We start from the raw sequence: 22,087 nt of genomic DNA on the forward strand, positions 1-22,087 counted from the left end.
TACCGCCCTTAGTGGTCTTGGTTCTGCGGGGGCAGTGCGGAGATGAACGGGTGATCCTTACCCGTGTTGCCGATCTTGGCCGCTCCACCCGGGGAACCGAGGTCATCGAAGAACTCAACGTTGGCCTTGTAGTAGTCGGCCCATTCCTCCGGGGTGTCATCCTCGTAGTAAATGGCCTCAACCGGGCACACAGGTTCACAGGCGCCACAGTCGACACATTCATCGGGGTGGATATAGAGGGAACGCTCACCTTCGTAAATGCAGTCGACAGGGCACTCTTCAATACATGCCTTGTCCTTGACATCCACACACGGCTGCGCGATTACGTACGTCACGTCCCAGACCTCTCCACGGTTTGTCCCGGCGATGGCCGGGGTAATACGGCCGGCATCATGCCGGGCACTCAACTTCCGAGCCTATTATCCAACAGTGCAATGACGCCAACCTAGCCCGCGTCTTAGTATGAAACGGTGACTCCCCCGCATTTGCCGCCCAGAGAATTCCTACTCACCGCAGAGCCAGGCATCCGGGTGGTGGTCCGCTACAGGATTGACGACGGCCTGACAGACGCTCTCGGCTACCTCCTGGACACCAGCGACAACAGTTGCACTGTACGGACCCGCACGTCCGACGTCGAAATTCCCTTGGCGATGGTCATCGCGGCGAAAGAGGTTCCACCGCCACCGCCGCGGCGGCAGGCCGTCCGGCGCGCAGGCGGCTCGCTGCCACCAGCATGACCAGGGTGACTGCAGCGATGCCGAAGACCCACACGTTGCCGGCTGCGTCGCCCAGGACCAACTGCTTGGCGGCTCCGGCTGATGAGAAGACGCCGACGGCGGCATAGGTCACCACGCCCGCTACCGCCGTCGGGATGATCGAGCGAGACCACGCTGCAAGCCACAGCTGCACTGAGGCCAACAGCAACAGTGCCGCCGCAACGCCCCACGGAACCTCGACGCCGGCCACCGGCCCTGCTTGGCGGTGCAGGGCCGTCCCTGCTGCAGCAACGAAAAGAGCCGCCAGCACGGCCGCAGCAATGCCACGAACCGTACCGGCGGCTCCTCTCTTCATTCAGCTGTTCCTGACTGTTTCAGTCAGTGCAGGCTAGGACTTGGCGCGGGCGCGGTTGGCCTTGGCGCGCTCGTTGGAGTCCAGGATGACCTTGCGGATACGGATGGCCTCCGGGGTTACCTCGACGCACTCGTCTTCGCGGGCGAATTCGAGGGACTCTTCGAGGGTGAGATCGCGCGGCGGCGTCAGGTTTTCGAAGGTGTCTGAGGAAGCGGCACGCATGTTGGTGAGCTTCTTTTCCTTGGTGATGTTGACGTCCATGTCATCAGCGCGGGAGTTCTCGCCAACAATCATGCCTTCGTAAACCTCGGAGGTGGGCTTCACGAAGAAGGAACCGCGCTCCTGCAGGTTGATCATGGCAAAGGGGGTCACAACGCCGGCGCGGTCGGCGATCATCGAACCGTTGGTACGGTATTCGATCGGTCCGGCCCACGGCTCGTAGCCTTCGGAGATGGAGGCAGCGATACCGGCGCCACGGGTGTCCGTCAGGAACCGGGTACGGAAACCAATCAGGCCACGCGCAGGGACGATGAACTCCATGCGGCACCAGCCGGTGCCGTGGTTGGCCATGTTGGTCATGCGGCCCTTGCGGGCAGCCATGAGCTGGGTGACGGCACCAAGGTATTCCTCGGGCACATCGATGGTCATGTGTTCCATCGGCTCGTGCAGCTTGCCGTCGATGGTCTTGGTGACAACCTGCGGCTTGCCCACGGTCAGCTCAAAGCCTTCGCGACGCATCTGCTCAACCAGGATGGCCAGCGCGAGCTCGCCACGGCCCTGGACTTCCCAGGCGTCGGGACGCTCGGTGGGGAGGACCTTGATGGAGACGTTACCGATCAGTTCCTTGTCCAGGCGATCCTTCACCTGGCGGGCCGTGACCTTGGCGCCCTTGACCTTGCCGGCCAGCGGCGAGGTGTTGATACCGATCGTCATGGAGATCGCGGGATCATCCACAGTGATCAGCGGCAGCGGCTGCGGGTTCTCGGCATCGGTGAGGGTTTCACCAATGGTGATTTCCTCGATACCGGCCACTGCGACGATTTCGCCCGGGCCTGCGGATTCGGCAGGAACACGCGTGAGAGCCTTGGTGGCGAGCAGTTCGGTGATCTTGACGTTCTTGAGCTCGCCGTTGGCGCGGGCCCAGGCAACGGTCTGGCCTTTGCGGAGGGTTCCGTTGTAGATGCGGAGCAGGGCGAGGCGGCCAAGGAACGGCGAAGCGTCCAGGTTGGTCACGTGTGCCTGCAGCACGCCGTCCGGGTTGTAGGTCGGAGCCGGGATGTGCTCAATGATGGTCTTGAAGAGAGGCTCGAGGTCCTCGTTCTCCGGGGCCGAGCCGTTGGCCGGCTGGTCCAGTGACGCACGGCCAACCTTGGCGGCGGCGTAGACGACGGGAACTTCGAGGACCTTGTCCAGGTCCAGGTCCGGAACTTCGTCGGCGAGGTCCGAGGCGAGGCCCAGGAGCAGGTCCATGGACTCGTGGACAACTTCGTCGATGCGGGCGTCGGGACGGTCGGTCTTGTTAACCAGGAGGATGACCGGCAGGTGCGCAGCAAGGGCCTTGCGGAGCACGAAGCGGGTCTGGGGCAGCGGGCCTTCGGAGGAGTCGACCAGAAGGACGACACCGTCAACCATGGACAGACCGCGTTCTACCTCGCCACCGAAGTCGGCGTGGCCGGGGGTGTCGATGACGTTGATGGTGATGGTCTCACCGTTGGACGACGGGCCGTTGTAGGCGACCGTGGTGTTCTTCGCGAGGATGGTGATGCCCTTTTCGCGCTCCAGGTCACCGGAGTCCATGACACGGTCCTCAACCTCACCATGGGAAGCGAAGGAGTTGGTCTGCTTGAGCATGGCGTCGACCAGCGTGGTCTTGCCGTGGTCAACGTGTGCGACGATCGCGACGTTGCGCAGATCGCTCCGCGACGCAGTGTTGGTGATGGTTTCAGACATGCGTTAATGACTCGTTTCAGTGGTGAAGTCAGCTGTTTGTATCCGCGCGCATACCTGATCGACTTGATCGGAACACACAGCGAAAAGACCCCGGGACACAGGGCACCTGCATCCAGTCTAAACGCAGTTGCATTTCCCAGCCTAAAAAGCAAGCCATTCGCCGCCTGAATGTGGCCCGGCTCACATCGTGTCACGCTTTAACAACCGCTACTCCAGATGCTGGATTTTCCTGGCTCCGTGCCCCATGATTGCTGCAGAACCAGTGCCACACGGAGAACCATCGATGCGACAATCTTCGGCCGCGTTCCGCTTGCTCGCACCATTGATCGCCGTCGGCGTTCTGGCAGTAGGCTGCGGACCCAGCCCAGCTACCCCTGTTTCCACCCCCACGCGCTCCGCCGCGCCCGGGCCCGCCCAAACGGCTGCAGCTCCGCCGCTGAGGACGGCCCCGACTCCCAGCGCCCTGGACCTGCCGGTTGGTTCTCTCTTCAAGAACCCGGCGAACAACCGCAATGAACTGGTGCTGGCCGATGTACGCCACACGGCTGTCCTGATCGGTGATTCCCAGGCCATGCCCAAAGACTCCTGGCCCCAGCAGGGCATCGCTGCCCTGGGATACAAGTTGCACGTGGTGGGCATGGGTGGCACCGGCTTCGTGGCCGCCAACGGCAAGACAGGCAACTACATCGATGCGTTGCAGCGTGGAGACTGGATACTCCCCTACGGAGATCCGCCCCTGATTGTGGTGCAAGGCGGCGGCAACGATGCCTCGCAGAAGGCTACGGATGCGCAGATCACCAGCAATGCCGAGCGTCTGCTCGCGGCCCTGAAGAAGCGCTACCCCGGGGCCACCGTGGCCATGATCGGAACCTTGGCACGCGGCGCTGACCACGGAGGCGGCCGCCGTACCGAAGTGGATGCGCTGCTGGGACGCGTTGCCGCGAAGCACGGTGTTCCCTTCGTCAGCACTGGCGACTGGCTCACCCGTTTCAACGCTGTTGGCGATCTCCAGGACGGCGTGCATCTCAAGCCGTCCGGGCACGTCAAGCTTGGCGCCGTCCTGGCCCGCGAACTCACAGCCCTGGGCCTCACGGCCCGCCCGGACAGCATCGCCCCGACGAAGTAGCCGCCGCCGCCGTCGTCCTATCGGGCGTTGTGAGGCCCGCTCTGCGTGCTTAGGGAGCGCTTTGGCGGGCAGAGCGGGCCTCACAACAAGTCTTTATGAACGGCAAGAGCCGGTGGTTTCCTTTCGGGAACCACCGGCTCTTGCGTTATCCAACCGTCAAGCGTTCGACACCGGTCAAGCCACCGCGGGCGGGAGCAGGAGCGATCCGCCAGGGATGGCATCCAGGAGTGCCTGGGTGTATGCCTCACGGGGGTTGTCGAAGACATCATCCGTGCTGCCCGTCTCCACGAGCTTGCCCTTTTCCATGACGCAGACATGGTCCGCAATCTGGCGGACCACGGCGAGGTCGTGGGTGATGAACAGGTAGGTCAGGCCAAGGTTGTCCTGGAGGTCTGCCAGCAGGTTCAGCACCTGTGCCTGCACCAGGACGTCAAGGGCCGAGACCGCTTCGTCGCAAATGATGACTTCCGGATCCAACGCCAGCGCGCGGGCAATAGCGATACGCTGCCGCTGACCGCCCGAGAGCTCGTTGGGATACCTCTGCATCATGGACTGGGGCAAAGCCACCTGGTCCAACAATTCGCGGACCTTCTTCTCGCGGCTGGCCGCATTCCCGATCTTGTGCACGCGCAGCGGCTCTTCGATGGTTCTGAAGATGTTGTACATCGGGTCCAGGGAACCGTACGGATCCTGGAAGATGGGCTGCACGCGGCGACGGAACTTGAAGAGCTCCTTGCCCTTCAACCCAGCAGTATCCACGCCGTCGAAGATGATCTGGCCCTCAGTGGGCTTCTCAAGCTGGAGGACCATCTTGGCAACAGTGGACTTGCCCGAGCCGGACTCGCCCACGATCGCCGTCGTGGTTCCGCGCTTGACGCTGAAGCTGACATCGTCAACAGCAGCGAAATCCGACGTCTGACCCAGTCCCTGACGCAATTTGTAGATCTTGCGCAGGTTCTTGATCTGGAGGACCTCGTCCTGGACCCGGCTCTGTGCGGCAGCCACGGGCGCCAAGAGATCGCCGGCCTCCACACCCTGCTCCTTGGCCACCTGGATACGACGCGATGCCAGGGAAGGCGCCGATTCAACCAGGCGACGGGTGTAGGGGTGCTGGGGATTGCGGAGGAGTTCCAGCGAGGGACCGGCTTCGACCACGTTGCCCTGGTACATCACGATCACTTTGTCAGCGCGTTCGGCGGCGAGGCCGAGGTCGTGCGTGATCAGCAACACCGAGGTGCCGAGTTCAGTGGTCATGGTGTCCAAGTGGTCCAGGATCCTGCGCTGCACCGTGACATCCAATGCCGAGGTCGGTTCATCGGCAATGAGGAGCTTGGGCTGGCAGCTCAAGCCGATGGCGATCAGGGCGCGTTGACGCATGCCGCCGGAGAATTCGTGCGGATACTGCTTGGCGCGGCGTGCAGCGTCGGGAAGTCCGGCTTCGGAGAGGACGCGGGCAACGTCTTCCGGGCCATCAGGGCGGCCGTTGGCCTTCAGGGTTTCCCGCACCTGGTAACCGATCTTCCAGACCGGGTTCAGGTTGGACATGGGGTCCTGTGGAACCATGCCGATGTGGCTGCCGCGGAGCTCGATCATCCGCTTCTCCGAAGCGTGGGCGATGTCTTCGCCGTCCAGGAGTATCTGCCCGGATGAGACGCGTCCGTTGTTGGGCAACAAACCGATGGCGGCCAGCGCCGTCGTCGATTTTCCCGACCCCGACTCCCCCACAATGGCAACAGTCTCGCCCGGCATGATGGACAGGTGCGCGTTCTTGACCGCCTTGACCTCCCCTGAGCCGGTCTTGAACGTGATGGCCAGGTCCTTGATTTCCAAGATGGGCCGTACTGGTGCCGTGGCTTCATCAATTCTGATGTCTGCAGAAGTCATGTTCGCCTCCTTAGCGCTGACGGCTCTTGGGATCAAGAGCATCGCGGACGGCGTCGCCAAGCATGATGAAGCTCAGGACGGTGATGGACAGGGCTGCTGCCGGGTAGAGCAGGATTCCCGGGTTGGTGCGGATCGAGGCGTTGGCCGCTGAGATGTCGTTACCCCACGACATCACGCTGCCGGGCAACCCGACACCCAGGAAGGACAGGGTGGCCTCAAGGACAATGAAGACGCCCAGCTCGAGGGTGGCAAGGACAATCACGGGCGCCAGGGCGTTGGGCAGCGCATGCTTGACGAGCGCACCAAACTTGGACACACCCAGCGACCGGGCCGCGGTGACGAAGTCCGCATTGCGTACTTCGATGACGGCGCCTCTGGTGATACGCGCCATCTGTGGCCATGCGAGAAGGGAAATTGTCAGCACCACAGTCCAAACGCTCCTGTTCTCACGGAACAGCGGAAGCTGCGTGATGACCAAAGCGCCGAGGATGATCGGCAGGGCGAAGAAGATATCGCCGAGACGAGCGAGAACAGAATCCAACCAGCCACCGTAGTAACCGGCCAATGCACCGAGGGTGACACCAATGATGACTACAGCGAGCACGGACAGAACGCCGACAGACAGCGAGGCCTGCGTACCGTGGATCACGCGCGAGTAAACGTCGCAACCCTGAAGTGTGAAACCGAGCGGATGGCCCGCAGTGGGACCGCCCTCGGAATTAGCCAACTGGCAGTCGTTATCGGGTGCCACGCTGGTGAAGAGGCCCGGGAACAGCGCAACGACGACTAGCAGCAGGATCAGCAGCGAGGAAACGATGAACATAGGGCGCCGGCGAAGCTTGCGCCAGGCGTCTGCCCACAGGCTGAGCGGCGCCTGATCTGTTTTCACGGCATCGGTGGCCAGAAGGGGTGTCTCCTCGACGGGAGCTACGAAGTGTTCAGTATTACTGGTCATAGCGGATCCTCGGGTCAAGCCAGGCGTACAGGAGGTCAACCAAGAGGTTGGTGATAACAAAGACCAGCACCAGAACACTCACGATCGCGACGATGGTAGGGCCTTCGCTGCGCTGGATGGCCTGGAAGAGTTTGTTACCCACTCCGGGGACGTTGAAGATACCTTCGGTAACGATGGCACCGCCCATGAGCCCACCAAGGTTGGCGCCCAGATAGGTCACGACCGGGATCAGCGAGTTCCTGAGGATGTGGGCCATCACGACGCGGGGCCGGGACAAACCCTTTGCTGTAGCCGTGCGCACGTAGTCCGCGTTCATGTTCTCGCTGACGGAAGCGCGGGTCAGCCGGAGGACATAGGCGAAGGACACCAGGCCCAGGACGACGGCAGGCAGGATCAGGTTGCCCCAGTCGGCGTTGGCGCCGACCGTCGGTTTAGCCCAGCCCAGTTGGACACCGAACACCAGCTGGAAGACGAAGCCCAAAACGAAGGTAGGTACGGCGATCACCAGGAGTGAAACAACCAGAACGGTCGAGTCGAAGAGCTTGCCCTTTTTCAGGCCTGCGAAGACACCGAAAGCGATGCCGAACACGGCTTGGATGATGAGGGCTTCAATGGCGAGCATTGCCGTCACGGGGAAAGCCCTCGCCAGCGAGTCAGCGATGGGCTGCTGGGTGAAGTCAACGCCAAGGTTGAAAGTAAACAGGTTTTTGATGAAGAGCCCGTACTGGACCCAGAACGGCTGGTCCAGATTGTACTGGGCCCTCAGGGCGTCGATGACGCTCTGAGGCGGCTGGCGATCGCCGAAAAGGGCGGCAATCGGGTCACCGGGTAGTGCGAAGACCATGTAGTAGACGAGGAGCGTGGTCCCCAGGAATACCGGGATGACCTGAAGGAGTCTACGGAGAATGAAACGAACCACGGGTCACCCCTCTCCGGTGGTGGGGCATTGGTGTGTCATGTGTGCCTTCCTGCCAAGCAAGCAAGGGGGGCCCGGCACTGTGGCCGGACCCCCTTTGCCCTAAGGCAAGTTCAGATCCTGGAGACTACTTGGCCTCGATGTCGAAGTAGCGGACTCCGCCGTTCCAGCCGGTTTCAGCTGAGACAACGTTGTTGCTCCATACGATCGGGGTCGCCCGGTACCACAGGGGCAAGCCCGGGAGTTCCTTGAACAGGATCTCCTGTGCCTCGTTGAACTTCTTGTTGGCGTCTTCCGGAGTCTTGGCTGCAAGGCCTTCCTTGAGGAGCTTGTCGAACTCGGCGTTCGAGTACTTCTCGTAGTTGGACGATGCGTTGGTTGCCCACACCGGTCCGAGGAAGTTGTACAGCGACGGGTAGTCGCCCTGCCAGCCGGCGCGGGTGAGACCCGGGAGGGACTGCGACTTGCGCAGGTCCAGAACTTCAGCGAACTTGGCGAAGGGCTGGATTTCGGCCTGGATACCAAGGTTGTTCTTGAAGGCGTTGGCAACGGCGTCAATCCATTCCTTGTTGCCACCGTCTGTGTTGGAGGCAATCAGGAGCGGCTTCGAACCGTCGTACGGCTTGATCTTCTCAGCCTGGGCCCAGAGATCCTTGGCCTTCTGAGCGTCGAACTTCAGGACATCGCTGCCCGGGATGGCGTCGTTGTAGCCGTCGAGCACGGGAGCCGTGAACTCGGTGGCCGGGGTACGCGTGCCGTTGAAGATGACCTTGGTGATCTCTTCGCGGTTGATCGCGTGGGACAGAGCCTGGCGACGCAGGAGACCGGCTTCACCCTGGAAGTTCGGGTTGTAGCCCGGGATGTTCAGCGTGGCGTTGTTGGCGTTCGGACGCGTGGAGTTACGGTCCGGGAAGTCCGTGGTGTAGGTCTTCAGTGCGTTCGACGGGACGACGTCCGTGATGTCGAGGTTGTCAGCCTGGAGATCCGTGTATGCGGGGCCCGGATCGGTGTAGAACTTGAAGGTCACGCCGCCGTTCTTGGCAGCACGCGGGCCGGTGTAGTCAGCGTTCTTGACCAGGGAGATGGACTGGTCGTGTACCCAGGCACCTTCCTTCTCGAACTTGTACGGGCCGTTGCCGATGGGGTTCTCGCCGAACTTCTTCGGGTCCTTCAGAGCCTCGGAAGGCAGCGGGTAGAAGGCGGAGTAACCAAGGCGCAGCGACCAGTCAGCCTCCGGCTGGGACAGCTTGACCGTGATGGTCTGGTCATCCGTTGCTGCCAGGCCGGACATGGTCTGGGCAGTGGGAGCCGGGGTGGAGGTCTTCTTTCCGTCGGCGCTGGTGGTCTCAGTGACCGCGCTGACGTCGGTGTAGCCTTCGATGGATTCGAAGAAGAAGCCGTTGTTCTGGAGGTTGGTGCTCAGCGCGGCGAAGTTCCAGGAATCAACGAACGTCTTGGCCGTGATGGCCTCGCCGTTGGTGAACTTGGCGCCGGTCTTGACCTTGATGGTCCAGTTCTGCGAGTCGGTTGTCTCAATCGACTCTGCCAGAGCGTTGACGGGCTTGCCGTCAGAGTCGTAGGCGCGAAGGCCTTCGAACAGCAGCTCGACGACGCGGCCACCGTACACCTCGTTGGTGTTGGCCGGAAGCAGCGGGTTCTGCGGTTCGTTGCTGTATGCGGAAATGACCTTGTTCGGGTCAGCTGCGGCAGAGCTGTTTGTGCTGGTGCCGCCACCGCCGCCGCAACCGGTCACTGCGAGGGCGATGATCGCCGCTACGCCTAGAGCTTTGGAAGTGCGCGAGAAACGCATTCCGCCTCCTATGAGTCGTGGAGTTGAGCAGGGAAAATTCGTGATTTCCCCCAGGCACAGGCACAGTTTCCTACTGTGACGTTGCCTACATGTGTGTGTAAGCCTACCCACATTGTGTCCGGATGTTGGGACATGGTGGCCAAACTGTAACCGTTCCGCAACCTACACATGCCTAAATTGGCGGGAATTTCAAGTCAAACCCTACTCGGTGGTAGCATTCGCTGTCTGACAGCAGGACAGGACGATTTTTGGGGAAAAATAGAGTCCCGGTTCCGTGGAACCGAGACTCTTTCCTCATCTATGGCGGGTCACCGACCGCCGGGTGATTGGCACCTCTGCTAGTCAGCACCCTCAGCCAGCGCTGCCAGTTGATCCGTGACCAGGCTCCAGCCCTCCTGCAGGCCAAGCTGTTCATGCTCGGCAAGCGCCTCCGGGCTACCGTGACGCGCCACAATCCGGTACAACGTTCCATCGGTGTGATCGGCAAAAGTGACCTCTCCCGTCACAGGGACGGGCCTAGGGCTGGCGGGCCGAAGGCTGCTGTCCACGGCGTTGGTAAACACCACTCGCTCTCCCGGGTCAACGACGAGGAAGGCGGCGTCCATGTGTGGCACGAAGGCCGAACCGTCCTCGCTCATGGATGTCACGAAACCGCCGCCTGCGTGCGGCTCAAATGACTCAAGCCTGCAGGAATATGGTTCGGGGATCCACCACTTCTCGAAGAGCTCCGGCGTTGTCCAGGCACTGAATACCCTGGCACGGGGCGCACGGATGACCCGTTCGACCACGAGGTCAAGATCACGGTTCACGGTTCTCCTTGAAGTTGCTGGTCTGGGCTTTGCTGCACCCGACCCATTATGGGTGTCGCGCGTACTGGGCGGGAGTGCGTCGATGGATTCGTCAGCCCCCGAAAAGCGGACAAGGCTTCTCTTGGCAGGGCGTTGTTGCCGTCATCAAAGATCAGCACGGGTTCGGGTGCCTTGGTGCCGCTGGGCATCCGACCCCGTGCCGACTGCCTACTACTAAGCGGCTGTGGCTACCCAGGCCGAACAACCATAGATGCCGGTGCCGGCGCTGCGGTTGTTGAGGCATGCCCGCACATAAACCGTGCCACTAAGCCCACTGCCTTGAGTTTGGCCAACAGAACCGTACCCAGCGCTGTTTGTCAGCGTCGCAATATAGGTGGTCCCGTTCGACACATACCTGAGCTGGGCGACTGATGATACGCCGTCCGACTTTGTGTCCTTGCTTGTCAGGACATTGCTGGACGAGTTGTAGTAGGCATATGAGCCGGTTACTGACGCCCCTGCGCTGGCTGAAGCCATAGGCGCGGTAGCAAGCATTGCGATTGCCATGGCACCCGCTGCTGCAACTCCGGAGATAGCCAACCGTGATTTACGCATGTAATAATTCCTTCCCCATTTTTTCGTGAATTATTAGCCTCACACTCGCCCCCTAACGTGGTGGCGGTCACACTGCGGAGCCGCTCTGAGTCTCAAGTGGTCGATTTCTGGTGTCAAGTCACATGACTGTCGAATCGTTCTATTGCGCCTCTGTCCACCACCCAGGCAGCAGCGGAGAAGATTGCCAGCAATTTCGCGTCACGTTTCCGTGATTCAACTCACGTACTAATCAGCAGCCGTCATGTTGCCGCTGCCATCGCTTGGGGTCATTCGACACCGGGCTTTCCCGCTTGAAAGGTCCATTGATGAAAATGTTCGGACGCTTTTCAGACCACTCAGGAGATTCCACAGTTTCTGGCGAAAACGCAGCAGCGATGCCGTCGCGACGTAACGCGGCAACCAGAAGAGGAATCTCCAAACGACCGCTCAAGAAGCTCACGGCAGCCGCCGCCATCGGCGCCGTGCTGTCATTGACCATGGTGGCAGCACCTGCCAATGCCGCCGGAACCAAGCTGTCGAGCAATATCAAGTACTGCAGCCAGTTCCCTCATAACGGATGGGGCGGCCAGCTCTATTACAGCGACGGACGCTCAAAATGTGCGCAGGTATACACCAACTACAACCTGAACGTCAGGAAGGGACCCGGCACCGGCTACGCCTACGCCGGGTGGATGCTCAGCAGTGGCAAGGTCTACGAATTTGATTGTTGGACAACCGGCACCTGGGTCGACGGTGACAACATCTGGCTCAAGCTCTATTCCAACTCCGGTCCCAGTTACGTTTCTGACCGCTATGTCTACACCGGGCCCAGCGTTACGACCTTTCTGCCGCACTGCTGAAAGGCTCTAGAAATAAGGGGTCTGGCGCCGAAGCGCCAGACCCCTTATTTACGTCGGGACAATGAATGCCAGGATTCCAGAGGTTGGTCGGAATGTCTCAGTTACAGGACCTTGGCCGAGTCTAAAAAGCGGTGCTGGGTAGATCCTTCTCGCCATCGACGATCGCGGTGACGATCCGCGCTGCAACCACGTCCGGATCAAGCCCCACTCCGAATCGCGGCGCTGACCCGGCGATCGGATGCTCGGAGAGTGCGGTACCAGTGTGGCCTGGACGGGCATCCAGGATTCGGATGCCCGTCCGGCGATACTCGCGCGCCGCTGCGACAACGAAGGACGCAAGCCCGGCCTTCGACGCCGAGTAGGCCGCCAGACCGGCCACGGGTGCCTCGGCAACAACGCCGCTCAACGTGACCACGAATGGCTCTCGTCCCTCACGTGCCGAGGCCGTGAGATAGGGCTGGCTCTGGGTAATGAGCTGGATTGGACTGATGGTGTTCACAGCGAAGAGTTCATCAACCGTGGCGGGTTCAAGGTCAGATGCGGCGCCGAAAGCGACGACCCCGGACGCCACGACAAGCCCGTCGAGGCGTCCATGCTGCGCATTCGTGTCTTTCAGGACTTCCCGGATCACGGAAGGTTCGCGCAGATCGTACCCAGCAGACTTTGACGACCGGGCGACCACAGCACCGGCGCCCTCCAACTGAGCGGCTATGCGCGAACCAAGTCCGCCAGTGGCGCCGACCACCAGCACAACCGCACCCTGAAGAGTCATCATGGGTAGATCCTAGGTCATGCGCTGCAGGCCCGGACCCGTTCACCTGTCATTGCGCACTTCTTGCCCTGAACCTGAAGATCAACCGGTCAGAAACTATACGTTGAATCTAAACTCCACCACGTTACGTAACCGGGTAACCTGTGCAGAGCCTGCCCATTTCTAGTCGGCTTCTCGCTGTCGGTCTCCGGCCTACCGGTCGTCTGTCCGCCGCGCCACTTCATCATGCTCACCCGGAGTCTTCTTCGGAATCCCTGGCGTCTGCGAAGGCTGTGTCTGGGAGACGTTCGTCAGAGACAGCGGGGCGGAGAGCGGCGTGGGCATCGCATCTCAGTATCGGAGGACGCCCTCAGTAGAATCGCTCATCGACATCCACGATGTCATAGCCAGCCGCCTTCGCCTGCTCAAAGACGGCATAGCAGGGTTGACGACTAGCGAACCCGTTCCTGCCAGTGTCTGACAGGCGTATGCATGCTAGCCGCGACAGATATCACTACTATGGCGTCGCGCAAATCGAGATCCCGGCTCGCTTGACATCTGGCAATAGCCGGGGTCATCGCGACCTGGTCCTCTGGGAGAGCACCGCAATGGCTATTCGGGCAACAATCGCGATTGGCGACGACAGATGGGCGACGCGCCCCTATGGCGTGGAGTTCGACGACGCAGTGTGTGATCGCCTGTTTGCGGTTTCCTTCATCGAGCATCTCCCTTTGCTGTCGGAGCCAGGAGCTGACGTTGTTCTTCTCCTGGGACCAAAGATGAAAGCGCAGTACGAACAGTTCTACCCGTAGATCAAGCTCACGGCGCAGCTGCGCCGCGCCAAACTGAATCTTCCGCCCCGGTATGCCGGTCAGCGGCCCCTACTTCGGTAAATGACACGGCCCCATGCCGTCAACAGCAACCTAGTCGAGGGCTCGTTAACCGATCCTTCACCGGGCAGCGATGCGTCAAGGAGACGGAAGTCCACAATAGACATTGGTATGACGAGCAGGCCGGAAAGCTGCGTTGTTCATTGACCTCGCAAAGCCAGTTGCCCTTCGGAGGCCGAATCCGCACGACCACTGATTCAGCCCTGGTCATAGACCGGATACTCGCAGACCAAAGCCCCGGATTCATCAGCTTCGATAGGCTGCGAGAAGTACCCTTTTCCTCAGCCTTCACGGAGGAGACCTCGCACGGCGAGTTTCTCGTATGGGCCGTCCTCGTTTGAGCAGCCAGCAGAACGGAAAGCACTCAATCTCGGTTTCTGCGGCCTCCAGCTGTGCCCAAGGAAGTAACGCACAGGAAGGGCCGGCAGAGGATCCCTTACCGGGCGGGCCGTTGCATGCCGTCTGGCAGAATAATGGCAGCCATTATCACCCAGGTCCTACCGGAACTACATGGTGCACTGCGTAAGCGAGCTACAACAACAGAACGGAACTCCCGGCGATGAAGCGACGGAACATTCTGCGAATATCGGCGTTGGCGCTTTCGTTTGCCGTTGCCGCCTCCACGGCATCGTGCTCAGCGCCGATTGCTCCCGTTCCGCATCATGACCAAAATGGTAGTGACATGGAAGTTCTCCCCGTCTGAAAGCGACGACCTGAGGAAGACCGACTCATCCTCGGCCATCGTGGATCTACGGCCCGACGGCACAGCGTCCATCCAGGATTTTCCTGCTGATGGCTTCTCTGACTCCGTGATCTTTGGCGAAGGGCGCTCCACTACCGGAAGATGGGAGATAGTCCCGCAGCTTGACAAGTACAGCGGCGCCCAGGGTCACCCCGGGATCCAATTGAGCCTGATCAATCCCGCCTCACCAACGAATACCCTCACAGGAGTGAACCTGGTCGTTGTTGGGGATGAGAAAGACTTCCGCATCATGATCAAGCTGAGTGAAATTTCGGAAGTGAGCATTCGGTATGTCCTGCGGCGAGACTGACAGCGCGACCAGATTGCCGGGCCGCGGACTTGACCGAACCGTTGGCGGCAGCGTGTGCTCGCTCGGTCCCGCGTGCGGCGGATCATTGCTATGGCGCCCGCTGAGGTATCCCTTAGCGGGCGCGAGCTCGTCGAATCGACCTGCGGTTCAAGAGCTGTCTCTATTGAAGAAAACAGCGGCGGCCTCGTCTGTTGCCGAAAACCGCACCGAAATGGCCCCTGCCGCAGGCACTCTCCAGACATCGCCGGTGCTAAGCAACTCGAAGGCCTTGGCATCAGGAATCAGCCTCATCTCGCCGTAAGGCTCCTGGCAGTAGTAGAGCTGAACAAGTCCCATGGTGAGGAGTTCAGAGACGACCTTCGTTGCCTCCAGGACCAAAGATTCCTCACCGGCCAGAAGGGTAAAGTGCCCGGAGTTCCGAAGGCGATTCCCACAATCCTCCATAATTCTCGACTGCCTGCCACAAAAGGATGCGCTGGCTTGCAGAAAGGTCCGGAACCGTCATAACTGGATCATACGGCCGTCTCCCTCGAAAGCGTCTGTAAGCCGATCCTTTACCGGGCGTCCCCTTCGCGATCGCCGGATATATGGTTCGCCGCCTGACGCTTCAGGCTTGTTAGGGGTTTACTGTGGCTCTTGATGTCGACGTCGTGGAAGGATGAACTGTGAATGCGCATGACCGGGTTCAGTTCGACCTCGATGAGGATGAGCGAGGGGTCCTGCGTCGAGGCCTCACGGAATGGGCTGGGCCGGCGGCCCCTACGGAAGCAATGGCCTTAGCTATGGGCTTTCGCGACGTTGGTGATTTGTTTGCCGAAGGCGAGCGAATCGCCGCGTCCATCCAGGCCGGTCGGTCCTTGACGAAAATTGATTGGCGCCGTGCCCTGCTGGCCACCGAGACTGTTTTCTCGAGCAACACTGTTGGCGCTGGGCTGGACTGGTCTACCGTCACCGGTTATCAAGACGACGAAACCATAAGGATTCTCAGGGCCATCCAACGCAAGTTGGGTGGCAGTAGAACGTGGCCCGACAATGGGCCTTCGACGATCGAGTCTCCGAAACGCGATGTGGAGTGGACAAGACCGCTGTTCCCTCCACCGGCCAGTTGGAGGGTGCCGGTGCGCCCGCAGCTGGAGCCGACTGTGGCTCTGCCTGAAGTGGCGGGGCAGGCTGACGGGCATGTCGCTGGTGTGGGATCCGTGGCAAAGCGTCAACGGACCAGGCGGATAGCTGAAGGCTTGGCGCTGGGTGTCCTTGCATACGGCGTAGTAAGAGTGCCCAACGAAAAGACAGCCCTTGAAGCGGCTTTGAACAGTGCGTGGAAGTCTTGGCCTAGAGCCGTGGACTTCGGGAACGTGCACGGTCCAGAGGCCGGGCCAGGCTTTCATGCCTCGCATCAGCAAGACTCTCACTCCGGTAGTTCGCCGGCGGCGATGCGCTCAGCAGTGACCCTGTACGCCTCAGCGATGTAGCTCTCCACATCGGTGGCAGCAATGCGCCAGACGTTCCGGCCTCCGACCTGGATGCCCCGTAGATCGCCTGACCTGAGCAACGCCCTGATCTGGTTCACTGACACATTCAGTTCCTCGGCAACCTGCTCCGTCGTCAGGAACCGGTGCTTCTTGGCATCCTCTGGCACCCATCCTAAAGTCGTCGAACACAACGAACTTCCGATTGAGCAAACAATGGTTATGCTAGTCGTTGGATTTATTGTTCTGCTTGGGGGCCTTGCATGGGAATTGCTTTTGATGACGACGCAGCCGACGCGTTGATCCGTGCCGCGAACTCTGCCGACGACGTTCTGCGCGCCGAAGGAGGCTTACTGAACGAGGCCGAGCACCAGGCAGTGCAGGACTTCAGCGGCGGCTACGGGCGTCTGTTCAAGGAAGCCTGCGGCATCAGGTCCGATGATCGCGGCAAGCTGGCAGGTGTCCTCGCGGCTCTGGCCGAGGACGTCGGCGAGGCCAAGCACAGGGCACAGCAAGAGAAAGCCCGGCAAAAGAACATGGACGCCTGGCAGCAACGCGACAACATCCGCAAACAGCACCTGCTCTCCGGGAACATCGCAGAAGCATCCGCAACAGTCGCCACCATCGTCCTGGACCCCATGCCCGAGAGCACACCGGTCCCTGCACCGGCTGTTTCAGCTGTGTTTTCTCCGCGGGACCGGCCCCGGTTCGCCGGCGGACCAGGAACTGGAACCACCTCGGCTGACCCGGGCAAGCTGCGCGGCTTCGCATCAGTATCCCGGACTGCCACGAACACCTTGAACTCACACTTTGTCGCAGTCCGGAATGCCTGGAGCAGTTTCACAGCATCGTGTTCCTGGGTGACCATCGAGACTGAATCGTTTGTTGCTGGTTTTGAGCAGCTGCTCGCCGCCAACGCAGCAGACGCCGATTGGATAGAGCAGGTCTCCACCGCATTCGAAACAGCAGGCAACGGCTCTATCGCGGACAGCATGCTCAACGGGCTCTTCATCCAGTACGCAGCACCAAACCAAGTCGGTTTGAACGACATCGGAACCATGAGTGCAGCGCAACTGAAGGTTTGGCTGGGTAATGGTGGCAGCGCCAGGCTGCGGGAACTCCTGACCCAACCAGGACTGGACCCCGTAGCCACAGCCACGTGGTGGTCTGGCCTCGGCCACACCGTCGAGCCTGCCACCGGGAAAGTCACCGTCGGTGAAGAACAGCAGCTCCTGATCGATGCTCTTCCAGATGTTATCGGAAACCTGAACGGTGTCACCGCGACCGCCCGGGACCTCGCCAACCGCAAAAAGTTGCTGCAGATGCACGACTACTGGAAGAAGTACCGCGACGAGCATGGCGGAGACGTTGATGAAGGCTCCCAGGAAGGCATGGTCAACAAAGTCTGGGAATCCCTCTACGACAGCCAGGGCAAGCCGAAAACCAATCCTCAGGATCCATCCGACATCCGGCAACTGATCAGCTTCGCTCCCTTTAGTCTCGGGACAGGTTCGGAGACCGGGTTCGGTGCATCTATTTCCGTGGGGGACCTCGACGCCGCCAAGCACATCAGCTACCAGCTCCCCGGGCTGGACACCACCATCGGCAAGGACATGGCATCAAAGACCAAGCAGGCCAATGATCAGCGGCTTGATCAACGCAAACTCGCCGGTTCCAACGGGCTGGATAAGAACCGGATTGCTGTCGTTGCCTGGATTGGTGTCGAGCCGGCCCAGGGTCTGGGTGTGTTCAGCAACGACCAAGCAAAAGTCGTGGGTCCTGCCCTTCGCAACTACGCGACAGGGGTCAACGCCGTTCACCAAAACCTCGACAACGCAGCCATGACAACAGCAGTCGGGCACTCCATGGGTTCCCTCGGGGTCATGGAGGCGGCAAAAACCGGGCTGCCTGTCGATAACCTCGTTCTCGTCGGTGACGTTGGTGCCCCTGATAACGTGACCTCCGTGAACGATCTCCATCTGAACCCCGGTGGAACTGTTTACCGGGGAAGCTACGACTGGGACCACGTAGCCGAGGTCGGGCATGGAGTCGGCTGGCAGCGTAAAAGCACCGACGACTCCGGATTCGGCGCCGTCACCTTCGGCACGGACGGCACCACAGGACCGGATGGTGCCACAGAACTCCCAACGAAAACCCACGACGGACAAACAGGCGGCAAGGACGGCATCTACGGGTACTTCGACAGGAGAACCCAGTCAAGCTATAACCAAGCCAGAATCGCCCTCGGCTTGAATGACCAACTCACGAATGCGACACGATGACAACCATGCACCGCCCCCTTAACAGGCGCATCCTTCCCGCCGCAGCCATCCTTCTAATCACCCTTGCAGGGTGCGGAACAACCCCTGGAACCAACCCACCTACCAGCACCGCGGAGCAAACCATGGACCCAGAACAAGCCCGCACAGAGTACTTCAACCTCTTCAACAAGATTCAAGCCCTCGCCCCGGGCGACTGGGATGTCGCGCCACCCTCCGAATATCAAGGGGATGTCTGCCGGCTCCCGGACGGGTCTGACGGTACCCAATTCTCAATCGATACCAGTCGAAGTCCGCTGAGCCGGGAAGAAATGGACGCTCTGCACGACAAGGTAAAAACTGTCTTCGTGTCCACGGGGTTCACTGTGAAGCAAGAATCCGATGGCGGCCCGAACTTCGTCAGACACACCGATGTGTTCGGGCCCGACAAATTCGTCATGGGGCTCACCACCGGAAAGTACGAAATAAACCTCGGCGGAAATACCCGCTGCGTTCCCGACCCGGAAGGCAAATTCCGGTAGGAAACGATGACCACCATGCACTGCCGCCGATACTGGCGCGCCCTATCCACGAGCGCCGTCCTGCCTGCCAAGAGCTCTTGGTCGCCGGCCTCGCCGGCCACCTCACGAACAACGAGATAGCCAAAACTTGGGGATCAATCCCCGCACAGTCGAAGGGCACATCCCCCGCGGCCTTCATAAAACAAGAACACATCCCGGCATGACCTACACGATCTGGTTGTGGACGCCCTGACCCGCTGATGCCCGGTGTACGAACCCTGCCCCCCAGCCCAACCTGGTGCCGCAGTCGCCCCGTCAATGTTCATGCTACGATGATGCGCTTTCTTGCAAACTGGATGGAACCGACGTGGCAACTCACTGGGCCGCCCAGACTGAGCGGGACCGCAGTCTTCTCTGTGCCACTGCTATGAAGCTTGAACCGTTAGGCTGCCCTGGCCGTCACTGGTTTTGGCCTCGCCGTCCTTGAGCTTCCCTTCTTCATCTTTTTCGTCTTTGGATTCCGGATCCGTTCCGAGCTGCTCGAACAGGCTGTCCTTGATCGCGTAGATGAACCGAAGAGGCTCGTTCCCCGCCTGCCAGTTCGCGGAAGCATTGACGAGGGTGTTCAGTTCCCGGAGCGAGTCGAAGATCTGCGGATCCTCGAAGCGGTCCAGATCTTCGAAGATCACGAACTTCGGCTTGACGGTGTCAAAGAAGGCAACGATCTCGTCAAGAAAGCTGTCAAAGTAGGTGGTCGGGCCTTCGCCCAGGGCGATTTTCGTGCCGGCAGTCGTGACCTCCGAGACGATCCGGTCGCCGATGATCCACCGTGCCGCCCACAGCGACGCCAGAACAAGGCCGAATAGCATTCCAGCCCGTACGAGGTACCCGGGCAAGTCCGCTGCGGCGTCCGGCCAGCCGGGCCCGGAACGCACCCCCAGCACCCACAGAAGCCCCAGACTCACAACACTGACAAAGAGGGCGTGCAGGAACGCCCTGAACTTGGTCGCGGGTTTGGGCCGGGCGAACCGGGATCGACGGATCGTCCCTGGTGCCAACCGGTAGACAAGTTGCTTGACCAGTCCCTTCTGGATCCGGTTGGTCAGGTCCTCGTCATCTTCATCCGGGCCGAGGGTGTTGATACTGATGCGGATAGTGTCTTTGTCGTGCTTCTTCTGAAAGTTGTCCAGCACGCTGGACTTGCCGGCTCCGTAGCGGCCGGTGAGGGCGATGTTACGGTTCCTCTTGTCGAGGACCGCCTCTTCAATGTGCCGCACGTAGATCTTGTGCTGCCACTCTTGAATTCCGGGGCGAGGCTGTGCAGCTTGATAGGCTGCTTCGGCGCCACTGGCTCCTGCAGCTGCTTCGGCGCCTCGGGCTGACTCGGACGTTCCTCGGCCACGGTTCCTCTTCCCCCAAAAGCGTTACACGTCAGTGTCCAGCTTCAGAGGCGCGGTCGGGCATGCCTCTGAAGCTGGACATCAGTGATTCTGTGAACTACTTCTTCCACTTGCCGAAGAAGTAACGCGCGACTCACACGTTGAAGCGGAACGTACCTTATATACTCGCCCGCCGTTGAGGGATGTTGGGAACCGCGAATTCTAGGGCCCAGCGGTGTTGGGTAAAGCTGCGGCGAGTAGTCCTTTTGCGGACCTCTTGCGGACTTTCTGCGGACTGGGCTCATGACTCTGCACCCAAGTTCCGCCGCAAGGTCTCGGCTGACGCCTTATGCCCAAAACCTGCCAGCTTGCCAATCCCCCACTCAACCAGCCCACGCAACCTCTCTAGCTCCTGTTCCGCCTCAAGAGCCTGCTTCCGTAGGTCGTTGCTTTCCTTGCCGACCCATTCACGTAGCAGGCGGCAGGTTGTTTCCGTGCTTTCCCAAGAGATTCGAGTCGCGGGCCACGGCTCGGCACCTGGACTCAACTGTTCCCAGTGCTTCTTCTTAGCCTTGAGTTGCCGTTCATCATCTTCCACGTGCCTAAGAATCACTTCCGGCTCCCGCGGGGCCAGCCTTTCAGCTATGGCGTAAGCGGTGTTGGCCGGCACCACCCAGGAATCCCCTTGCTGGAAGGATAAGGGGTCGCTGCGTAGATCCGCCAAGGTGAGCCCGGTAAGGTCTGCCAGTTTTTGCAAGTCTCTCAGCGCAAGCCACTTTTCTGCATGGTCGGGCAGGTGGGCAGGGGGCTCCGCGTCTCCCAAAATCTCGTCAGGTAGGGCAACCTCCAGCACCAGGCCAATCGCGGCATTGGTGCCCCAGTCGATATCAGAGGCCTTGATTAGCGGGATCCACTTTCGTTCCTCCGCCTCAAAATCTTTCGCCTCACTCCAGTGGCACTTGAGCCGCCCGTCAGGCACCCATTCTTCGCGCCCGTCAGCGTCTTCAGCCTCAAATCGAACCAGCGAGTATTTATGTTTGGGCTGATCGCCGCGCCGGTGCCGTAGGTAGGTCACGGGCTCTAAGGGATCGACCGCTCTTTTACGGTAGGCCCACAGCTCTCCAGGTTCCATGTAGCCTATTCTGCCTGAGCGGCCCTCGGATACGCTGAAGGGTCCGCGCCTACCACGGCAACGGACCCTTCAAAGCGTTTTCATCAAACCATCACGTCTGATCTGCAATTACATTAACACATCTGCACACTCACGCAAGTCGATCTGCAAAAATGTGCATTATCTGGGCCGTGGCAGGTAGTCCGGGTCTGGTTCCAGATCCTCATACGGCGACCGCACAACCACGGCGCCGCGGTCCTCCGCGTTGAGTTCAGCCATCATCTTCTGGAAACCGTCTCTATCAAACTTCGCCATGCGCCAGAGGCTACTGGCAACCACTGACATTCAGTCCCCCTGCATGTGGATATTCTCTTCTGGTGACTGAAACCAAGGCCAGCATCCTCATCCCCACAGCAGCGGCGCTCATAGGTGCACTGATAGGCGGCGGCTTTACAGCTTGTTCGGCCAATATCGCAGCGGACAGTCAACGAGACATGCAGCAGACCCAATTCCAGCAGGAGCAGTCGCGTCTTCTACGTGAGAAGCGTGCCCCTTACTATGCGGCCTATGACGCTGCCGTTAACGGATTCGCGACTAAAATGCAGACACGATATGAGTGCGAGACAGTCAAAGCCCCCACTTGCAGGTACTCGTTAGAGGATGTCCAGTCGGCTCGATATGAATTACAGGGCGCCATCAATG

Annotated in this window: 21 protein-coding genes; 6 read left to right on the forward strand and 15 right to left on the reverse strand. The window is 60.4% G+C overall.

Annotation, left to right across the window (positions count from 1 at the left end; all coding sequences use genetic code 11):
• Window positions 1-8: 8 nt before the first annotated feature.
• The 3 genes from fdxA to typA all read right to left on the reverse strand — a co-directional run bounded on the left by fdxA (window position 9) and on the right by typA (window position 3,021).
• Window positions 9-335, reverse strand: a complete 327-nt coding sequence (fdxA, locus tag AYX22_RS14880) for a ferredoxin (RefSeq protein ID WP_024817464.1) — start codon at window positions 333-335, stop codon at window positions 9-11.
• Window positions 336-654: 319 nt separating this feature from the next.
• On the reverse strand, window positions 655-1,071 hold the full coding sequence (locus AYX22_RS14885) for a hypothetical protein (protein ID WP_207594115.1): 417 nt from the start codon (window positions 1,069-1,071) through the stop codon (window positions 655-657).
• A gap of 33 nt (window positions 1,072-1,104) precedes the next feature.
• Window positions 1,105-3,021, reverse strand: a complete 1,917-nt coding sequence (gene typA / locus AYX22_RS14890; protein ID WP_141285905.1) for a translational GTPase TypA — start codon at window positions 3,019-3,021, stop codon at window positions 1,105-1,107.
• A gap of 283 nt (window positions 3,022-3,304) precedes the next feature.
• On the opposite strand from typA, the gene AYX22_RS14895 reads away from it, so the two are divergent.
• The gene (locus AYX22_RS14895) at window positions 3,305-4,147 is read left to right on the forward strand and encodes an SGNH/GDSL hydrolase family protein (protein WP_242703349.1); all 843 of its coding nucleotides are present in this window, start codon (window positions 3,305-3,307) and stop codon (window positions 4,145-4,147) included.
• Between the two features lie 174 nt (window positions 4,148-4,321).
• Here AYX22_RS14895 and AYX22_RS14900 read toward each other — a convergent pair whose 3' ends face one another.
• The 6 genes from AYX22_RS14900 to AYX22_RS14925 form a co-directional block, all read right to left on the reverse strand.
• The gene (locus AYX22_RS14900) at window positions 4,322-6,031 is read right to left on the reverse strand and encodes an ABC transporter ATP-binding protein (protein ID WP_207594117.1); all 1,710 of its coding nucleotides are present in this window, start codon (window positions 6,029-6,031) and stop codon (window positions 4,322-4,324) included.
• Window positions 6,032-6,041: 10 nt separating this feature from the next.
• Window positions 6,042-6,986, reverse strand: a complete 945-nt coding sequence (locus tag AYX22_RS14905) for an ABC transporter permease (RefSeq protein ID WP_024817469.1) — start codon at window positions 6,984-6,986, stop codon at window positions 6,042-6,044.
• Window positions 6,976-7,905: an ABC transporter permease gene (locus AYX22_RS14910; RefSeq protein WP_207594118.1), complete on the reverse strand. Its 930-nt coding sequence runs from the start codon at window positions 7,903-7,905 to the stop codon at window positions 6,976-6,978. The genes AYX22_RS14905 and AYX22_RS14910 overlap by 11 nt, the downstream gene beginning before the upstream one ends.
• A 124-nt stretch (window positions 7,906-8,029) precedes the next feature.
• The gene (locus AYX22_RS14915; protein ID WP_207594119.1) at window positions 8,030-9,712 is read right to left on the reverse strand and encodes an ABC transporter substrate-binding protein; all 1,683 of its coding nucleotides are present in this window, start codon (window positions 9,710-9,712) and stop codon (window positions 8,030-8,032) included.
• Window positions 9,713-10,050: 338 nt separating this feature from the next.
• Window positions 10,051-10,521, reverse strand: coding sequence for an SRPBCC domain-containing protein (locus AYX22_RS14920; RefSeq protein WP_207594120.1), 471 nt, complete (start codon window positions 10,519-10,521; stop codon window positions 10,051-10,053).
• A gap of 213 nt (window positions 10,522-10,734) precedes the next feature.
• A complete protein-coding gene (locus tag AYX22_RS14925) occupies window positions 10,735-11,115 on the reverse strand; it encodes a hypothetical protein (RefSeq protein ID WP_207594121.1) in 381 nt (126 codons plus the stop codon).
• 305 nt (window positions 11,116-11,420) lie between these two features.
• Here AYX22_RS14925 and AYX22_RS14930 point away from each other — a divergent pair, with 305 nt between their 5' ends.
• Window positions 11,421-11,954 (forward strand): hypothetical protein, encoded by a 534-nt coding sequence (locus AYX22_RS14930; protein ID WP_207594122.1) that lies wholly within the window; start codon window positions 11,421-11,423, stop codon window positions 11,952-11,954.
• 121 nt (window positions 11,955-12,075) lie between these two features.
• On the opposite strand, the gene AYX22_RS14935 is transcribed toward AYX22_RS14930, so the two are convergent.
• Window positions 12,076-12,729, reverse strand: coding sequence for an SDR family NAD(P)-dependent oxidoreductase (locus AYX22_RS14935; RefSeq protein ID WP_207594123.1), 654 nt, complete (start codon window positions 12,727-12,729; stop codon window positions 12,076-12,078).
• A gap of 584 nt (window positions 12,730-13,313) precedes the next feature.
• On the opposite strand from AYX22_RS14935, the gene AYX22_RS14940 reads away from it, so the two are divergent.
• Together AYX22_RS14940 and AYX22_RS14945 are read left to right on the forward strand one after the other, a co-directional pair.
• Complete coding sequence (locus AYX22_RS14940; RefSeq protein WP_207594124.1) at window positions 13,314-13,517, forward strand: hypothetical protein; 204 nt, start codon at window positions 13,314-13,316, stop codon at window positions 13,515-13,517.
• A 740-nt stretch (window positions 13,518-14,257) separates the two neighbouring features.
• On the forward strand, window positions 14,258-14,647 hold the full coding sequence (locus tag AYX22_RS14945) for a hypothetical protein (RefSeq protein WP_207594125.1): 390 nt from the start codon (window positions 14,258-14,260) through the stop codon (window positions 14,645-14,647).
• A gap of 147 nt (window positions 14,648-14,794) precedes the next feature.
• Here AYX22_RS14945 and AYX22_RS14950 read toward each other — a convergent pair whose 3' ends face one another.
• Both AYX22_RS14950 and AYX22_RS14955 read right to left on the reverse strand, forming a co-directional pair.
• On the reverse strand, window positions 14,795-15,025 hold the full coding sequence (locus AYX22_RS14950) for a hypothetical protein (protein WP_207594126.1): 231 nt from the start codon (window positions 15,023-15,025) through the stop codon (window positions 14,795-14,797).
• Window positions 15,026-16,055: 1,030 nt separating this feature from the next.
• On the reverse strand, window positions 16,056-16,286 hold the full coding sequence (locus AYX22_RS14955) for a helix-turn-helix domain-containing protein (RefSeq protein WP_207594127.1): 231 nt from the start codon (window positions 16,284-16,286) through the stop codon (window positions 16,056-16,058).
• A gap of 93 nt (window positions 16,287-16,379) precedes the next feature.
• On the opposite strand from AYX22_RS14955, the gene AYX22_RS14960 reads away from it, so the two are divergent.
• Window positions 16,380-18,398 carry an alpha/beta hydrolase gene (locus AYX22_RS14960; protein WP_207594128.1) on the forward strand — a complete coding sequence of 673 codons (2,019 nt, stop codon included), beginning with the start codon at window positions 16,380-16,382 and terminating at the stop codon, window positions 18,396-18,398.
• A 122-nt stretch (window positions 18,399-18,520) separates the two neighbouring features.
• Window positions 18,521-18,916: a hypothetical protein gene (locus AYX22_RS14965; protein ID WP_157731655.1), complete on the forward strand. Its 396-nt coding sequence runs from the start codon at window positions 18,521-18,523 to the stop codon at window positions 18,914-18,916.
• 404 nt (window positions 18,917-19,320) lie between these two features.
• Here AYX22_RS14965 and AYX22_RS14970 read toward each other — a convergent pair whose 3' ends face one another.
• From AYX22_RS14970 to AYX22_RS24320, 3 genes are all read right to left on the reverse strand, one after another.
• Window positions 19,321-20,172, reverse strand: a complete 852-nt coding sequence (locus AYX22_RS14970) for a hypothetical protein (RefSeq protein ID WP_207594129.1) — start codon at window positions 20,170-20,172, stop codon at window positions 19,321-19,323.
• A gap of 403 nt (window positions 20,173-20,575) precedes the next feature.
• Window positions 20,576-21,406 carry a hypothetical protein gene (locus AYX22_RS14975; RefSeq protein WP_207594130.1) on the reverse strand — a complete coding sequence of 277 codons (831 nt, stop codon included), beginning with the start codon at window positions 21,404-21,406 and terminating at the stop codon, window positions 20,576-20,578.
• 159 nt (window positions 21,407-21,565) lie between these two features.
• Window positions 21,566-21,700, reverse strand: a complete 135-nt coding sequence (locus AYX22_RS24320; protein ID WP_278251931.1) for a hypothetical protein — start codon at window positions 21,698-21,700, stop codon at window positions 21,566-21,568.
• Window positions 21,701-22,087 lie beyond the last annotated feature (387 nt).

The organism is Arthrobacter sp. D5-1 (assembly GCF_017357425.1).
GTDB lineage: Bacteria > Actinomycetota > Actinomycetes > Actinomycetales > Micrococcaceae > Arthrobacter.

Coding starts and splice junctions, on each gene's coding strand:
- AYX22_RS14885 (WP_207594115.1), bottom strand. CDS start 1,071: ATGAAGAGAGGAGCCGCCGGTACGGTTCGTGGCATTGCTGCGGCCGTG.
- typA (WP_141285905.1), bottom strand. CDS start 3,021: ATGTCTGAAACCATCACCAACACTGCGTCGCGGAGCGATCTGCGCAAC.
- AYX22_RS14895 (WP_242703349.1), top strand. CDS start 3,305: ATGCGACAATCTTCGGCCGCGTTCCGCTTGCTCGCACCATTGATCGCC.
- AYX22_RS14900 (WP_207594117.1), bottom strand. CDS start 6,031: ATGACTTCTGCAGACATCAGAATTGATGAAGCCACGGCACCAGTACGG.
- AYX22_RS14905 (WP_024817469.1), bottom strand. CDS start 6,986: ATGACCAGTAATACTGAACACTTCGTAGCTCCCGTCGAGGAGACACCC.
- AYX22_RS14915 (WP_207594119.1), bottom strand. CDS start 9,712: ATGCGTTTCTCGCGCACTTCCAAAGCTCTAGGCGTAGCGGCGATCATC.
- AYX22_RS14925 (WP_207594121.1), bottom strand. CDS start 11,115: ATGCGTAAATCACGGTTGGCTATCTCCGGAGTTGCAGCAGCGGGTGCC.
- AYX22_RS14930 (WP_207594122.1), top strand. CDS start 11,421: ATGAAAATGTTCGGACGCTTTTCAGACCACTCAGGAGATTCCACAGTT.
- AYX22_RS14935 (WP_207594123.1), bottom strand. CDS start 12,729: ATGATGACTCTTCAGGGTGCGGTTGTGCTGGTGGTCGGCGCCACTGGC.
- AYX22_RS14940 (WP_207594124.1), top strand. CDS start 13,314: ATGGCTATTCGGGCAACAATCGCGATTGGCGACGACAGATGGGCGACG.
- AYX22_RS14945 (WP_207594125.1), top strand. CDS start 14,258: ATGACCAAAATGGTAGTGACATGGAAGTTCTCCCCGTCTGAAAGCGAC.
- AYX22_RS14960 (WP_207594128.1), top strand. CDS start 16,380: ATGGGAATTGCTTTTGATGACGACGCAGCCGACGCGTTGATCCGTGCC.
- AYX22_RS14965 (WP_157731655.1), top strand. CDS start 18,521: ATGGACCCAGAACAAGCCCGCACAGAGTACTTCAACCTCTTCAACAAG.
- AYX22_RS14975 (WP_207594130.1), bottom strand. CDS start 21,406: ATGGAACCTGGAGAGCTGTGGGCCTACCGTAAAAGAGCGGTCGATCCC.
- AYX22_RS24320 (WP_278251931.1), bottom strand. CDS start 21,700: ATGGCGAAGTTTGATAGAGACGGTTTCCAGAAGATGATGGCTGAACTC.